General features: G+C 61.1%; 14 protein-coding genes. 10 read left to right on the forward strand and 4 right to left on the reverse strand.

Going from position 1 to position 15,839, the window contains the following annotated elements; genetic code table 11:
• Positions 1–521: 521 nt before the first annotated feature.
• Both F8N66_RS18725 and F8N66_RS18730 read right to left on the reverse strand, forming a co-directional pair.
• Positions 522–2,015: a CoA-acylating methylmalonate-semialdehyde dehydrogenase gene (locus F8N66_RS18725; protein WP_150771613.1), complete on the reverse strand. Its 1,494-nt coding sequence runs from the start codon at positions 2,013–2,015 to the stop codon at positions 522–524.
• Between the two features lie 74 nt (positions 2,016–2,089).
• Positions 2,090–3,439: an aspartate aminotransferase family protein gene (locus F8N66_RS18730; RefSeq protein WP_095191985.1), complete on the reverse strand. Its 1,350-nt coding sequence runs from the start codon at positions 3,437–3,439 to the stop codon at positions 2,090–2,092.
• A 139-nt stretch (positions 3,440–3,578) separates the two neighbouring features.
• Between F8N66_RS18730 and F8N66_RS18735 the strand changes: the two genes are divergently transcribed.
• The 6 genes from F8N66_RS18735 (at position 3,579) to F8N66_RS18760 (ending at position 9,979) form a co-directional block, all read left to right on the forward strand.
• Positions 3,579–4,499 carry a LysR family transcriptional regulator gene (locus F8N66_RS18735; protein WP_150771614.1) on the forward strand — a complete coding sequence of 307 codons (921 nt, stop codon included), beginning with the start codon at positions 3,579–3,581 and terminating at the stop codon, positions 4,497–4,499.
• 99 nt (positions 4,500–4,598) lie between these two features.
• Positions 4,599–5,249: a TetR/AcrR family transcriptional regulator gene (locus tag F8N66_RS18740; RefSeq protein ID WP_150771615.1), complete on the forward strand. Its 651-nt coding sequence runs from the start codon at positions 4,599–4,601 to the stop codon at positions 5,247–5,249.
• A gap of 7 nt (positions 5,250–5,256) precedes the next feature.
• On the forward strand, positions 5,257–5,838 hold the full coding sequence (locus tag F8N66_RS18745; protein ID WP_150771616.1) for an IMPACT family protein: 582 nt from the start codon (positions 5,257–5,259) through the stop codon (positions 5,836–5,838).
• Positions 5,839–6,372: 534 nt separating this feature from the next.
• Positions 6,373–7,938: an ABC transporter ATP-binding protein gene (locus tag F8N66_RS18750; RefSeq protein ID WP_150771617.1), complete on the forward strand. Its 1,566-nt coding sequence runs from the start codon at positions 6,373–6,375 to the stop codon at positions 7,936–7,938.
• A gap of 11 nt (positions 7,939–7,949) precedes the next feature.
• On the forward strand, positions 7,950–9,053 hold the full coding sequence (locus F8N66_RS18755) for an ABC transporter permease (protein ID WP_150771618.1): 1,104 nt from the start codon (positions 7,950–7,952) through the stop codon (positions 9,051–9,053).
• Complete coding sequence (locus F8N66_RS18760) at positions 9,053–9,979, forward strand: ABC transporter permease (protein ID WP_150771619.1); 927 nt, start codon at positions 9,053–9,055, stop codon at positions 9,977–9,979. The genes F8N66_RS18755 and F8N66_RS18760 overlap by 1 nt, the downstream gene beginning before the upstream one ends.
• Here the strand turns inward: F8N66_RS18760 and F8N66_RS18765 are convergent.
• Complete coding sequence (locus tag F8N66_RS18765) at positions 9,976–10,458, reverse strand: hypothetical protein (RefSeq protein WP_150771620.1); 483 nt, start codon at positions 10,456–10,458, stop codon at positions 9,976–9,978. The genes F8N66_RS18760 and F8N66_RS18765 overlap by 4 nt on opposite strands.
• Before the next feature lie 82 nt (positions 10,459–10,540).
• Here F8N66_RS18765 and F8N66_RS18770 point away from each other — a divergent pair, with 82 nt between their 5' ends.
• The 3 genes from F8N66_RS18770 (at position 10,541) to F8N66_RS18780 (ending at position 13,232) form a co-directional block, all read left to right on the forward strand.
• Positions 10,541–10,891 carry a MerR family transcriptional regulator gene (locus tag F8N66_RS18770; RefSeq protein WP_150771621.1) on the forward strand — a complete coding sequence of 117 codons (351 nt, stop codon included), beginning with the start codon at positions 10,541–10,543 and terminating at the stop codon, positions 10,889–10,891.
• 25 nt (positions 10,892–10,916) lie between these two features.
• On the forward strand, positions 10,917–11,603 hold the full coding sequence (locus F8N66_RS18775) for an SDR family oxidoreductase (RefSeq protein WP_150771622.1): 687 nt from the start codon (positions 10,917–10,919) through the stop codon (positions 11,601–11,603).
• Positions 11,604–11,873: 270 nt separating this feature from the next.
• Positions 11,874–13,232 (forward strand): 8-oxoguanine deaminase, encoded by a 1,359-nt coding sequence (locus F8N66_RS18780; protein ID WP_150771623.1) that lies wholly within the window; start codon positions 11,874–11,876, stop codon positions 13,230–13,232.
• 123 nt (positions 13,233–13,355) lie between these two features.
• On the opposite strand, the gene F8N66_RS18785 is transcribed toward F8N66_RS18780, so the two are convergent.
• Positions 13,356–14,447: a calcium:proton antiporter gene (locus F8N66_RS18785; protein ID WP_150771624.1), complete on the reverse strand. Its 1,092-nt coding sequence runs from the start codon at positions 14,445–14,447 to the stop codon at positions 13,356–13,358.
• 287 nt (positions 14,448–14,734) lie between these two features.
• On the opposite strand from F8N66_RS18785, the gene F8N66_RS18790 reads away from it, so the two are divergent.
• A complete protein-coding gene (locus F8N66_RS18790) occupies positions 14,735–15,808 on the forward strand; it encodes a BMP family ABC transporter substrate-binding protein (RefSeq protein ID WP_150771625.1) in 1,074 nt (357 codons plus the stop codon).
• Positions 15,809–15,839: the final 31 nt, after the last annotated feature.

Below are 15,839 nucleotides of genomic sequence, written 5' to 3' on the forward strand. Positions count from 1 at the left end.
GTTGGTTACATCTTTGATTTCTCGCGGAGTAACTTGTGATGCTGATAATCTGTTGACTAGCAGTCTGATACCACAAGCACCCACACGAATTGCTTGATTCAGTTGTTAAAGAGCGGTTGGTTAAGATCTTTCGTCTCAACCGAGGCGCGCATTCTACAGCAGCCTCATTTGCTGTCAAGTGGTTATTTTCAGAAGTTTTCAAAGTTTCCTTTGTAACTTCAACCACTTGCGCTTCCGATCTCTCGTCAGCGGGAGGCGAATTCTACAGCGTTACACGCTGCTGTCAACACCTCTTTTTCAACTCCCTTTCGGCTTCGATGACCTGAAGCAACTTGCTGTCGAAACCTACGTAACTCATTGTTTACCAAGGAGTTTTCCGTTTCGACTGCGCCGGAAGTGGGGCGAATTATAGACATCTGAAATCTGCCGTCAACCTCTAATTTCATAAATCTGTCATATAGGTCAAAAAGCCCCGAAAACGAGAAGGCCGGCTCAAGTGAGCCGGCCTTCTTCCCCTCTACTTACAAGCTAGGGAACGCGAACTGCGAAGCTTCATGGCTCGCGCGTTGCGGCCAACGCTGGGTGATGGCCTTGCGGCGAGTGTAGAAACGCACACCATCCGGACCGTAGGCGTGCAGGTCACCAAAGAGCGAACGCTTCCAGCCACCGAAGCTGTGATAGGCCACCGGCACCGGCAACGGCACATTGACGCCGACCATGCCGACTTCGATCTCATCGCAGAACAACCGCGCCGCTTCCCCGTCACGGGTGAAGATGCAGGTGCCGTTGCCATACTCGTGATCGTTGATCAGTTGCATCGCCTCTTCCAGGCTGTTGACCCGGACGACGCACAGCACCGGACCGAAGATCTCTTCTTTATAGATGCGCATCTCTGGCGTGACGTTGTCGAACAGGCAGCCTCCCAGGAAGAAACCTCCCTCGTGACCGGCAACGCTCAGACCACGACCGTCCACCACCAGCGTCGCACCGGCCGCCACGCCGTCTTCGACATAACCGCTGACCTTGTCACGCGCCTGACCGGTGACCAGAGGCCCCATGTCCAGACCACAGGTCGTACCAGCACCGATTTTCAGCGCCTTGATCTGTGGCGTCAGTTTCGCCACCAGCGCGTCGGCCACCTGGTCACCCACGCAGACAGCCACCGAGATCGCCATGCAGCGTTCGCCACAGGAACCGTAGGCCGCGCCCATCAGTGCGCTGACGGCGTTATCCAGATCCGCATCGGGCATCAGCACCGCATGGTTCTTCGCCCCGCCCAATGCCTGGACGCGTTTGCCGCGCTTGGTGCCTTCGGCATAGATGTATTCGGCAATCGGCGTGGAACCGACAAAACTCAACGCCTTGACTTCCGGCGCTTCGATCAGTGCATCCACCGCAACCTTGTCACCGTGCACAACGCTCAGCACACCTTTGGGCAGGCCGGCTTCCAGCAGCAGTTGCGCGATCAGCAGCGTCGAACTCGGGTCACGTTCGGAAGGCTTGAGGATGAAGCAGTTACCGCAGACGATCGCCAACGGGTACATCCACAGCGGCACCATGGCCGGGAAGTTGAACGGTGTGATACCGGCCACTACGCCCAGCGGCTGGAAGTCTGACCAGGCATCAATGTTCGGGCCGACGTTACGGCTGTATTCGCCCTTGAGGATTTCCGGTGCGGCGCAAGCGAATTCGACGTTCTCGATACCGCGCTTCAATTCACCGGCGGCGTCTTCCAGGGTCTTGCCGTGCTCTTCGCTGATCAACTGGGCGATGCGGGCTTCGTTCTGCTCCAGCAACTGCTTGAAGCGGAACATCACCTGGGCGCGCTTGGCCGCAGGCGTGTTGCGCCAGGCCGGGAACGCGGCCTTGGCGGCATCGATGGCGTGTTGAATGGTTTCACGGCTGGCCAATGGCAGCTTGTGGATCGCCTGGCCGGTCGACGGGTTGAACACGTCGGTGGTGCGGCCGGATTCGGTGACCAGCTCACCATTGATCAAATGCGGAATAACGCTCATGGAAGCTCCTGAAAAGTTGTCCACAGGCGCCCTCTTCGGGACGCCTGTCGTGTGCGTCTATATAGAAGGAGAAATCAGTCGATCTTGCTCAGCACTTCGCCGACCGCGTCGAACAGACGATCAAGGTCCTGCGGCTTGCTGTTGAAGGTTGGGCCGAACTGCAGGGTGTCGCCGCCGAAGCGCACGTAGAACCCGGCTTTCCACAGCGCCATACCGGCTTCGAATGGACGCACGATGGCGTCGCCATCACGCGGTGCGATCTGGATCGCGCCGGCCAGGCCGTAGTTGCGGATGTCGATGATGTTTTTGGTGCCCTTCAGGCCGTGCAGCGCATTTTCGAAATGCGGCGCGACTTCGGCCACGCTTTGCACCAGGTTTTCCTTTTGCAGCAGGTCGAGTGCTGCCAGGCCTGCGGCGCACGCCACCGGGTGGGCGGAATAGGTGTAGCCGTGGGGGAATTCCACTGCGTATTCAGGCGTCGCCTGGTTCATGAAGGTCTGGTAGATCTCGGAGCTGGCAATCACCGCGCCCATCGGGATCGCGCCGTTGGTGACTTGCTTGGCGATGCACATCAGGTCCGGGGTCACGCCGAAGGTGGTAGCGCCAAACATGGTGCCGGTACGCCCGAAACCGGTGATCACTTCGTCGAACACCAGCAGGATGTTGTGTTGATCGCAAATCTCGCGCAGACGCTTGAGGTAACCCTGTGGCGGCACCAGCACGCCAGCGGAACCGGCCAAGGGCTCGACGAACACGGCTGCGATGTTCGAGGCATCGTGCAGCTCGATCAGCTTCAGCAGTTCATCGGCCAGAGCGATACCGCCCTGCTCCGGCATGCCACGGGAGTAGGCGTTGCTCGCCAGCAAGGTGTGCGGCAGGTGATCGACGTCCATCATCGCCTGGCCGAACAGTTTGCGGTTGCCGTTGACGCCGCCGAGGCTGGTGCCGGCGATGTTCACGCCGTGATAGCCACGGGCACGACCGATCATTTTGGTCTTGGTCGACTGGCCTTTCAGGCGCCAGTAGGCACGCACCATCTTCACGGCAGTATCGGCGCACTCGGAGCCCGAGTCGGTGAAGAACACGTGGTTCAGGTTGCCCGGCGTCAGGTCGGTGATTTTTTCCGCCAGCTGGAACGACAGCGGGTGGCCGTACTGGAAGCCTGGGGAGTAATCGAGGGTGCCGAGTTGCTTGGCCACCGCCTCTTGAATTTCCTTGCGGGTGTGCCCGGCGCCGCACGTCCACAGGCCCGACAGCGAGTCATAGACTTTGCGGCCCTTGTCGTCGATCAGCCAGCTGCCTTCGGCGCCCACGATCAGGCGCGGATCGCGCTGGAAGTTGCGGTTGGCGGTGTAAGGCATCCAGTGCGCGTCGAGCTTGAGCTGGCTGGCCAGAGAAGTCGGGGCGTTTTCAGGCAAGTTCATGGGCGAAACCTCGCAAGGCAATAAGCGGCGTAGGGATTGAAAAGCGTTGTTGCAGCTAAATTGCCACGAGGATAAAGTCGGTGAAATCCAACTCTTCTAACCTTTAGTCAGCCAACGACTAAACTATCGGACCCTTCACATGAGCAGCCGCCGCCCCGACCCGTTGTCGCAAGTCAGCGACTTCGACATCCGCCTGTTGCGGATCTTTCGCAGCGTGGTCGAATGCGGTGGTTTCTCTGCCGCCGAAAGCGTGCTCGGCATCGGTCGCTCGGCGATCAGCCAACAGATGAGCGATCTGGAACAGCGTCTCGGCCTGCGCCTGTGCCAGCGTGGTCGCGCCGGTTTTTCCCTGACCGAAGAAGGCCGCGAGGTCTATCAATCGGCCTTGCAGCTATTAAGTGCGCTGGAAAGTTTTCGGACCGAGGTCAATGGCCTGCACCAGCATTTGCGCGGCGAACTGACCATCGGCCTGACCGATAACCTGGTTACCCTGCCCCACATGCGCATTACCCATGCCCTGGCACAATTGAAGGAGCGCGGGCCGGACGTGCAGATTCAGATCCGCATGATCGCGCCCAACGAAGTGGAGCAAGGCGTGCTCGATGGTCGATTGCATGTCGGTGTAGTGCCACAGGCCAGCGCCTTGTCGGGCCTGGAGTATCAACCGCTGTATAGCGAACGTTCACTGTTGTACTGCGCGGTTGGCCACCCGCTGTTTTATGTCGATGACAAGCAACTGGACGACGCGCGCCTCAACAGCCAGGACGCGATCGCCCCGACCTTCCGCTTGCCAGCGGACATCCAGGCGCATTACCAGGCGCTCAATTGCACGGCCAGTGCATCGGATCGCGAAGGCATGGCCTTCCTGATCCTGACCGGGCGCTACATCGGCTATCTGCCCGATCACTACGCCAGCCTCTGGGTGCAACAGGGTCGATTGCGCGCGCTGAAGCCCACCGCACGCTTCTATGACCTGAGCCTTGCCTCGGTCACGCGCAAGGGACGTCGACCGCATCTGGTGCTGGAGAGTTTTCTGGAGAGCCTGGCGGCGACGCGATAGCCCGCTGCACTTCGGGTTTTATCGTGTCAGGACTTGTCTGTAGCTTGCGGGTACGCTATCAACGCACTGGCCGCACCCACCCACCTTTCGGAAGTGCCTATGACCTTTGAAGTCCCAGCCCACGGCGGCAAACCCGCCAGCCGCATTCGTCAGAAGAACGAAGAGACCATCATCAAAGCCGCCGAAGACGAGTTCGCCCGTCACGGATTCAAAGGCACCAGCATGAACACCATTGCCCTGAATGCCGGGCTGCCGAAAGCCAACCTGCATTATTACTTCACCAACAAGCTCGGTTTGTACGTGGCGGTGCTGAGCAACATCATCGAGTTGTGGGACAGCACCTTCAACACCCTGACCGCCGAGGACGATCCGGCCGAAGCCCTGACCCGCTACATTCGCGCCAAGATGGAATTTTCCCGGCGCCAGCCACAGGCCTCGCGGATCTTCGCCATGGAGGTCATCAGCGGTGGCGAATGCCTGACCGAATATTTCAACCAGGACTATCGCACCTGGTTCCAGGGCCGGGCCGCGGTGTTTCAAGCGTGGATCGATGCAGGCAAAATGGACCCGGTCGACCCGGTCAACCTGATCTTCCTGTTGTGGGGCAGCACCCAGCATTACGCAGACTTCGCCACCCAGATCTGCCGGGTCAGCGGACGTAGCAAATTGACCAAACAGGACATGGAAGACGCCGGCAACAACCTGATCCGTATCATTCTCAAGGGCTGCGGCCTGACGCCAACCATCTAAGACGCTTATGCCATTTACCCTCAGCGGTTTTTGCGAGTTCCGCGAAGAGATTCGCAAAAGCCGCTTCATCACCTTCGCCGCGCCGATCGACAGCCCTGCGCAAGCCCAGGCATTCATCGAGCAGCACAGCGACCTCAACGCCACGCACAATTGCTGGGCGTGGAAACTCGGCGATCAATACCGCAGCACCGACGACGGCGAGCCCGGCGGCACTGCTGGCCGGCCGATCCTGGCGGCGATCGAGGCCCAGGATTGCGACCGGGTCGCGGTGCTGGTGATTCGCTGGTATGGCGGCATTCAGCTGGGCACCGGCGGGCTCGCCCGGGCCTATGGTGGGGGTGCCAACAAATGCCTGCAAGCCGCGCCGAAAATCGAGCTGATCAGTCGGGTGCCACTGCGGTGTGCCTGTGCATTCAGTGAACTGGCGTTAGTGAAGTTACGAGTCGCGGACCTGGGAGGTCTGATCGTTCAAGAAGAGTTCACCGCCAATGGCGTTAATCTGCAACTGGCCGTGGGTGAACAACAGATCGATGCATTGCAATCGCAACTGGCCGACTTGAGTCGCGGGCGAATTTTATTGCAGCGCTAAAGGCTGCGATCTTTTGGGGCAATACCGATTGTCGGTGCACTGCACAGTTGCCCACATCTACTGTGCACCCGACTGTGGATAACCTGAGCACATACGGCTGTAACCCTTCTGTCATGCGGCTTTGCGGGCTTTGATCATTTTTCGTCCAAATTTCCTTTCACCGTAAAAAATCCGCGCAAAAACATGCACTTAGATCGGTTTATCACCATTAGAAGATAGCCGCCCCGCCCTTATACCCGTCGTTTGCGCTTGCGCACAAATACTGTGGAGCAATCTGTGGATAACCCGTTCATGGCCCTCGCGGCACCATGCCGGGCATGGCTTGCGCTCACCTGCTCACTTTTTGACCAATGTTCCACGCGTAAAACTGGAGCCTGATCAACGGCTTCGCCCTCGATTGGTGCCGGACACAAGACCAAATCACGGCCAGGCCCCATGCCCAGGCGCTTGCCGTGCAGGACTTTCAAGCTTTCCTGACTCAATGGCCAGGAAATTGCTTTATCCACAGGCATAACCAGCCGCCTTGAGCCCGTCATGCCCAACTCCGTGCCGATTCCCGATCAAACGCCCCGCCTGCAGCTGCGCAGAATCACCAAACGCTATCCCGGCTGCCTGGCCAACGACGCCATCGACCTGAGCATCGCCCCAGGTGAAATCCACGCTTTGCTCGGCGAAAACGGTGCCGGCAAAAGTACCTTGATGAAAATCATCTATGGCGTGGTCCAGGCCGATGCCGGGGAACTGCTCTGGCAAGGACAGCGAGTGACCATGCGCAACCCGGCCCAGGCACGCGGCCTCGGGATCGGCATGGTGTTCCAGCATTTCTCGTTATTCGAAACCTTGAGTGTGGCGCAGAACATCGCCCTGGCCATGGGCGCCAGGGCGGGTACGCCGAAACAGCTTGAACCGAAAATCCGCGAAGTCTCGCAGCGCTATGGCATGGCGCTGGAACCGGAGCGACTGGTCCACAGCCTGTCGATCGGCGAACGGCAACGGGTCGAAATCATTCGCTGCCTGATGCAGGACATTCGCCTGCTGATCCTCGACGAACCGACCTCGGTGCTGACCCCACACGAAGCCGACGACCTGTTCGTCACCCTGCGCCGGCTCGCCGCCGAGGGCTGCAGCATTCTGTTCATCAGTCACAAACTCGGCGAAGTCCGTGCCTTGTGCCACAGCGCGACCGTACTGCGCGGCGGTCGGGTGGCCGGGCATTGCGTACCGGCCGAGTGTTCGGACCCGCAACTGGCGCAGTTGATGGTGGGCGAAGCGGCGCAACTGATCACCGACTACCCGAAAGCCACCGGCACCGAGGCCTTTTTGCAGGTAGATGGCTTGTCCTGGCACAACCCGGACCCGTTCGGCTGTTCACTCAAGGGCATTGATCTTGAGGTGCGCAGCGGCGAAATCGTCGGCATCGCCGGGGTGGCCGGCAACGGCCAGGACGAATTGCTGGCCTTGCTCAGTGGCGAACAGCGGCTGGTCCGCGAAGAGGGCGCGACGATCCGTTTCGGCCGCGCACCGGTTGCGCATTTGCCCCCCGATGCCCGACGTCGACACGGACTGGCGTTCGTCCCTGCAGAACGCCTGGGCCATGGTGCCGTGCCGGAACTGAGTCTGGCGGACAACGCCCTGCTCACCGCATTTCAACAGGGGTTGGTGAGCAAGGGCCTGGTGCAGCGCAGCAAAGTCGAGGCGTTGGCCCGGGTCATCATCCAGCGTTTCGGCGTCAAGACACCGGGCAGCCAGACCCCGGCCCGCAGCCTGTCTGGCGGCAACTTGCAGAAATTCATCCTCGGCCGGGAAATCCTCCAGCAGCCCAAACTGCTGGTGGCCGCCCACCCGACCTGGGGCGTCGATGTCGGCGCCGCGGCGACCATCCACCGCGCATTGATTGCCTTGCGCGATGCCGGCGCGGCGATCCTGGTGATCTCCGAAGACCTCGACGAACTGTTCCAGATCGGCGACCGCCTCGGTGCCTTGTGCGGCGGACGGCTGTCACCGCTCAGGGCCACAGTCGACACCCGCCTGATCGATGTCGGCGGCTGGATGGCCGGCCGGTTCGACGCCCCTCAACCCCGCGCATCCGCAACGCTTTAACGGAGTGTCACATGCTGCTTTCTCTTGAACCCCGTGGCCAGCAATCGCGCCTGATGCTCTGGTGCTCGCCGTTGCTGGCGGCGGGCCTGACCCTGGGCTGCGGCTCGCTGCTTTTTGTGGCCTTGGGGCATGATCCGTGGCTGACCTTGCACACGTTGCTGATCGCCCCGGTGAGCGACTTGTATGGCCTATCCGAGTTGCTGGTCAAGGCCTTGCCGATTCTGCTCTGCGCCTTGGGCCTGGCCGTGGCGTATCAGGCGCGGATCTGGAACATCGGCGCCGAAGGTCAACTGCTGCTGGGCGCCTTGGCCGGCAGTGCGCTGGCGGTGAACCTCATCGACCTGCAAAGCCGCTGGGCGCTGGTGCTGATCCTGTGCACCGGCACCCTGGCCGGCGCCGCGTGGGCCGGGCTGACCGCCTGGTTGCGCACGCACTTCAACGCCAACGAAATCCTCACCAGCATCATGCTCAATTACATCGCCCTGAACCTGCTGCTGTACTGCGTGCACGGCCCGTTGAAGGACCCGGACGGGTTCAACTTTCCGCAGTCGGCGATGTTTGGCGATGCCAGTCGCTTGCCGTTGCTGATGGACGACGGTCGCGTCCACTTCGGCGTGTATTTCGCCCTGCTCGCCCTGGTCGTGGTGTGGGTGTTGTTGCAGAAAAGCTTTGTCGGGTTCCAGATCAAAGTGCTCGGGCTGGACAAGCGCGCGGCCGGTTTCGTGGGCTTTCGCGAGAAGCGCCTGATCTGGCTCGCGCTGTTGATCAGCGGTGGGCTGGCGGGCCTGGCCGGTGTCTGTGAAGTCAGCGGGCCGATCGGCCAACTGGTGCCGCAGGTGTCGCCGGGGTACGGCTACGCGGCGATTACCGTGGCGTTTCTCGGGCGCCTGAATCCGATTGGCATTCTGTTTTCCAGCCTGTTGATGGCACTGCTGTACATCGGTGGGGAAAACGCGCAAATGAGCCTGAACCTGCCGCAAGCCATTACCCAACTGTTCCAGGGCATGATGCTGTTTTTCCTGCTGGCCAGCGATGTGCTGATTCTCTACCGCCCGCGATTGAACCTGCGCTGGGCCCACCGCGCACCCGCCGCCCAACCTGCAGGAGCGCTGTGATGGATATTGACCTGCTGAGCAATATTTTCTACGCCATGGTCCGCTGCGGTACGCCGTTGCTGCTGGTGGCGCTGGGTGAACTGATCTGCGAGAAGAGTGGCGTACTCAACCTGGGCCAGGAAGGCATGATGCTGTTTGGTGCGGCCATCGGTTTTATCGTCGCATTCAGCACCGGCAACCTGTGGCTTGGCGTGCTGCTGGCGATGCTCGCCGGGATGCTGCTGTCCTCGCTGTTCGCGCTGGTGGCGCTGGTGTTCAACGCCAATCAGGTGGCCACCGGGTTGGCCTTGACGATTTTCGGGGTGGGCCTGTCGACCTTTGTCGGCGCAGCGTGGGTCGGCAAACCGCTGGCGGGATTCGAGCCGGTGGCGATCCCGTATCTGAGCGACATCCCGCTGATCGGCCGGATGCTGTTTGCGCAGGATGTGCTGGTGTATGGGTCGTTCGTGCTGTTTGCACTGGTGGCCTGGGTGATTGTGAAAAGCCGCATCGGCCTGATTATTCAGGCGGTGGGAGAAAACCCCGACGCGGCCAGTGCCATGGGGTTGCCGGTGTTGGGCGTACGGGCATTGGCGGTGTTGTTCGGCGGGGCGATGGCGGGGTTGGCCGGTGCCTATCTGTCCCTGGCCTACACGCCGATGTGGGCGGAAAACATGAGCGCCGGGCGCGGCTGGATCGCCCTGGCGCTGGTGGTTTTCGCCAGCTGGCGGGTATGGCGCCTGTTGCTTGGCGCGTACCTGTTCGGGCTCGCCAGCATCCTGCATCTGGTGGCGCAGGGATTGGGGCTGGCGATTCCATCAAGTCTGCTGGCGATGTTGCCGTATGTCGCGACCATCGTGGTGTTGGTGCTGCTGTCACGCAATGCGCTGCGCACGCGGCTGTATGCGCCGGTATCGCTGGGGCAGCCGTGGCAGGCCGGACGTTAGCGGTGATCGGTACGGGCCTCTTCGCGGGCAAGCCCGCTCCCACACGTCATGTGCTGACCTTGTGGGAGCGGGCTTGCTCGCGAAGGCGCCCGTACCGGCAACACTTGGACCACGCCCCACGCCAATTCAAAGACCAGGAAAATCACCAACAGCGAACTCCCGCCATGAAGCAACGCATACAGCTGCCAGGCCGCGAACAGGAACCGTCCCGCGGCGTCATACCGCCCATAGACCTTCCGCGGATCACGGATGCGCAGCACTGACCACACGCAGACAATCGAGCCCAGCAGATTCGCCATCAGCCCGTGCATCGGTTCGAACGGCGGCAACGCGCCAGGCAGATTCAAAGCCTGGCTCACACTCAACAACAGCCCATGCAGAGCGGCAAAACTCCACGGCGTGGCAAACGCGGCCATGACGATCAGGTCGTACCACGCGCTGCCGCGCACCAGTTGGCGATATTGTGCTGAAGTCCACATTGGCCTTGCTCCATCAATTCAGGGAGCAACAAGGCTAAAGCCTGGAGTATGCTCCAGGGTCAAGCCCCTTCGAGAGGTCATGATGCGCATCGGTGAATTAGCCCTGGCCAGCGCCGTCAGCCGCGACACGCTGCGATTCTACGAACAGCGCGGACTGATCGCGGCACAACGCAGCGCCAACGGTTATCGCGACTATCCGCCCGACATGGTGCAACTGGTGCTGTACATCAAGACCGCTCAACGATTGGGCTTTACCCTCGGCGAAATCGGCCACAGCGTCGCGGCGCTGTGGCAGTCTGCCGATCCCGACAGTGCCGTCACGCAATTGCTGCAAGACAAGCTCAAGCTGATCGAAACCCGTATCGACGAACTCGGTGCGCTGCGCCAGGAATTGCAGCAACGTCTCCGTCAACGCTGTCCACTGAATCCGTGATTCTCAACCATCAAGGAAGCCACTCATGTCCAAGGCAAAAAACGCACTCATCATCGGCGCCTCCCGGGGGCTGGGCCTCGGCCTGGTGAAAACCCTGCTGGCCGATGGCTGGCAAGTCACCGCCACCGTGCGCAACCCACAAAATGCCGAAGCCTTGCAGGCCCTGGGCAAGGTGCGGGTCGAGAAACTCGACATGGACGATCAGCAAGCGGTGATCGCCTTGAGCCAGCAACTCAAGGGCGAAATGTTCGACCTGCTGTTCGTCAACGCCGGGGTCAAGGGACCGGACGTGCAAACGCCCGGCGGCGCGACGCTGGCGCAAGTCGGCCAGCTGTTTTTCACCAACGCCGTGGCGCCGATCAACCTGGCCCAGCGCTTTGTCGGGCAGATTCGCCCGGATACCGGCGTGCTGGCGTTCATGAGTTCGGTACTGGGCAGCGTGACCATGCCGGACGCGCCGGAACTGGCGTTGTACAAGGCCAGCAAGGCGGCGCTGAACTCGATGACCAACAGTTTCGTCACGCAGTTGGGCGAGCAGAAACTCACCGTGCTGTCGCTGCATCCGGGCTGGGTGAAAACCGACATGGGCGGTGAAGGCGCCGATATCGACGTGCAAACCAGCACCCGTGGCCTGGTCGATCAGGTCAATGCGTATGTCGGCAAGGGCGGGCATCATTTCGTCAATTACCGGGGTGAAACCATTCCCTGGTAACCCCCCAGATCAAATGTGGGAGCGGGCTTGCTCGCGAAGGCGATGCGTCATTCGGCATGGATGTTGAACGTGACGGCCCCTTCGCGAGCAAGCCCGCTCCCACAGGGTTTGATTCCAGACAGGATCTGCGTTGTTCTGTCGGGCGGGGCTTGTCCGTATCGCGCTTTTGATTGAAACTTCGCACCTCGCCTCCCCGGCGACCCTGGATCAGCAGACAGGGCAACACTGAGCTGGCAACCCTGAACCCAACTTTCAGAGGAGCCGGCCAACATGCCTGCGACCCGTACCTGGTTAAAAAATCCCCTCGCCATTTTCACCGCCAACGGTCTCGATGCCCGTGGTGGCCTGGTGCTGCAAGACGGTGTCATCGTCGAAGTGCTCGGCCAGGGCCAGCAGCCTTCCACGCCTTGCAACGAAGTGTTCGATGCCCGCGAACACGTGATCCTGCCGGGGCTGATCAACACCCATCACCACTTCTATCAAACCCTGACCCGCGCCTGGGCGCCGGTGGTCAACCAGCCGTTGTTCCCCTGGCTGAAAACCCTGTACCCGGTCTGGGCACGCCTGACCCCGGAAAAACTGGCCCTGGCCAGCAAAGTGGCGCTGGCCGAACTGCTGCTGTCCGGTTGCACCACCGCCGCCGACCACCATTACCTGTTCCCCCAAGGCCTGGAAAACGCCATCGATGTGCAAGTCGAGAGCGTCCGCGAACTGGGCATGCGCGCCATGTTGACGCGCGGTTCGATGAGCCTCGGTGAAAAAGACGGTGGCTTGCCTCCGCAACAGACCGTGCAGGAAGGCCAGGTCATTCTCGACGACAGCCAGCGCCTGATCGCCGAATACCATGAACGCGGTGACGGCGCGCAAATCCAGATTGCCCTGGCGCCCTGCTCGCCGTTCTCGGTAACCCCGGAAATCATGTCCGCCAGCGCCGAACTGGCGAACAAACTCGATGTGCGCCTGCACACGCACCTGGCGGAAACCCTCGATGAAGAAGACTTCTGCCTGCAACGCTTCGGCCTGCGTACCGTGGATTACCTGGACAGCGTCGGCTGGCTCGGCCCGCGCACCTGGCTGGCCCATGGCATTCACTTCAACCCGGATGAAATCACCCGCCTCGGCGCCGCCGGCACCGGTATCTGCCATTGCCCGAGTTCAAACATGCGCCTGGCTTCCGGCATTTGCCCGAGCATCGAACTGACCGACGCCGGCGCACCGCTGGGCCTGGGCGTGGACGGCTCGGCCTCCAACGACGCGTCGAACATGATCCTCGAAGCGCGCCAGGCGCTGTACATCCAGCGCCTGCGCTACGGCGCCGAGAAGATCACCCCGGAACGCGTACTGGGCTGGGCGACCAAGGGTTCGGCACAGTTGCTCGGTCGCAGCGACATTGGTGAACTGGCCGTGGGCAAGCAGGCTGACCTGGCGCTGTTCAAGCTCGATGAACTGCGCTTCTCCGGCAGCCATGACCCGGTATCGGCGCTGCTGTTGTGCGGTGCGGACCGGGCGGACCGGGTGATGGTCGGTGGACAGTGGCGGGTGATCGACGGGCAAGTCGAGGGGCTGGACCTGAAGGGATTGATCGCCGATCACAGCCAGGCGGCAAGGCAGTTGATTGCCGGCACCTGACACAACGCTGGCCAATGGTGGGAGCGGGCTTGCTCGCGAAAGCGGTGTGTCATTCAACAGTATTGTCGACTGAGACGCCTTCTTCGCGAGCAAGCCCGCTCCCACAGCGTTCTGAGGTGTGTTTCAAAGACCGAGAAGCGACAGCATGATGAACGTCGCAAACAGCACGAAATGGGTCATGCCCTCGATGGCGTTGGTTTCGCCATCGTTGAGGTTGATCGCGCTGACGATCAGGGTGATGAAGATCATCACGGTCTGCACCGGGGTCATGGCCATCTGGAAAGGCTGGCCGGTGTAGAGCGCCATGGCTTCCATCACCGGCACCGTCAGAATCACCGTCGACAGCGACGCGCCCAACGCAATGTTGACCACCGACTGCATGCGGTTGGCCAGTGCCGCACGCAATGCCGTCAGGATTTCCGGCGCGGCGGAGATCGCCGCCACCAGGATCGCCGTGATCACCGGCGGTGCGCCCGTTCCTTCCAGGCCCAGGTCGAGGGTCTTGGACATCACTTCGGCCAGAGCGCCAATGACCACCACGCCAAACACCAGAATGCCAATCGACAGCGGCAGGCTGATCGGTGCCGGCTCCGTTTCCTGAGGGTCTTTCCTGCGGCGCTTGTCCGGGTAGCTGTAGCTGAAAAAGTAGCTGTGCGGCCCCACCTGCATGCGCAGGAACAAGGCGTAAAGCACCACCATCGCGCCGATGGTGAACGCCGAATACAGCTTCCAGTTCGATTCGGGAATGAACTCGGGCACCACCATCGACACACCCATGGCGGTGAGGATCATCACGCTGTAGCTGCGTGCCGAGTCATCGTTATAGGACTGCTCGCCATGCTTGAGCCCGCCCATCAACGCCGCCAGGCCGAGGATGCCGTTGATGTCGAGCATCACCGCCGAATAGATCGTGTCGCGCACCAACGTCGCGGAGGCTTCGTTGCTCATCATGATCGCCAGGATCACCACTTCCACCAGCACCGCGGCCAGGGTCAGGATCATCGTGCCGTAGGGATCGCCGACCTTTTCCGCCAGCCGTTCGGCTTGATGGGCGACGCGCATCGAGGCGGCGACGATGAACCCGATCAGCACCAGCCCGGCGCCCAGCGCCACCGCCTGCCCGCTGTGCAACAACCCATGCTCCAGGGGGAATGCAACGAGGGCGGCGATCAGCGCCAGCAGCAGAAAGGTTTCTTGCTTGAGGATCGTGAGCATGACGGGCCTGTTTGCCATGGAGGAGCGATGAGGTACTGACTGCGGGACGGCGCTAACGTTTCGTTACACCTTAGCGCACCAATGGATGGCAACCGATTTGTCAGGTGCACTTTTATTGGCCTTGCGCGCCTCTTCGCGGGCAAGCCCGCTCCCACGGGGTATGCGTTGCTTTTGTGGGAGCGCGCTCGCCCGCGAAGGCGTCACCACGGATCTGAATATTTTGTTGTCCGGTTGGTCAGCCTTTTGCATTGACCCTTTCCACACACAACAAAAGGGAGTTCGGGTTCATGCAAATACGTCCACTGCACAAACTGCTGTGCGCCGCCATCAGCCTCGGGATCAGCCTGTCCGCCAGCGCCGCCGATCCGCTGAAAGTCGGCTTCGTCTATATCGGCCCGATCGGGGACCACGGCTGGACATATCAGCATGAACAGGGACGCCAGGCGCTGGCGGAAAAACTCGGCCCGCAGATCACCACTCACTACGTGGAAAACGTCGCCGAAGGCGCGGACGCCGAGCGGGTGATCCGCAACATGGCCAAAGACAAGTACGACCTGATCTTCACCACGTCTTTCGGCTACATGAACCCGACGCTCAAGGTCGCCAAACAGTTTCCCAAGGTGACCTTCGAGCACGCCACCGGCTACAAGCAGGACAAGAACCTCGGGACTTACCTGGCGCGTACCTACGAGGGCCGATACATCGGCGGCTTCCTCGCGGCAAAGATGACCAAGAGCAAAAAGATCGGCTACGTCGCCTCGTTCCCGATCCCCGAAGTGATCCGTGACATCAACGCCATTCAACTGGCCCTGAACAAATACAACCCCGGCACCGAGATCAAGGTGGTGTGGGTCAACTCCTGGTTCGATCCGGGCAAAGAGGCCGATGCCGCCAATGCGCTGATCGACCAGGGCGTGGACGTGGTGTTCCAGCACACCGACAGCCCGGCACCGATCCAGGCCGCCGAACGTCGCGGCGTGTATGCCGTCGGCTACGCTTCAGACATGGCGCACTTCGGGCCCAAGGCGGTGCTGACCTCGATCGTCAATGACTGGGCGCCGCACTATATCCAGGCCACCCAGAGCGTGATCGACCATGGCTGGAAATCCGAGGATTACTGGGGCGGCTTGAAGGAAGGCACCGTTGAATTGCCGATCAGCGACCTGGTGCCTGCACCGGTGAAGGCCGAAGCCGAGCAGCTAATCGCCGACATCAAGAGCGGCGCGCTGCGTCCGTTCACCGGGCCGATCAAGGATCAGGCCGGCGTCGAGAAAATCCCGGCCGGCGCGAGCGCGACTAATACGGAACTGGCGTCGATGAATTATTACGTGGAAGGCATGAAGGCCGAGATGCCGAAGTAAGAATCTTCAATCTGAACACCGTACCTGTGGG

It is taken from the genome of Pseudomonas fluorescens, assembly GCF_902498195.1.
Lineage (GTDB): Bacteria > Pseudomonadota > Gammaproteobacteria > Pseudomonadales > Pseudomonadaceae > Aquipseudomonas > Aquipseudomonas fluorescens_BU.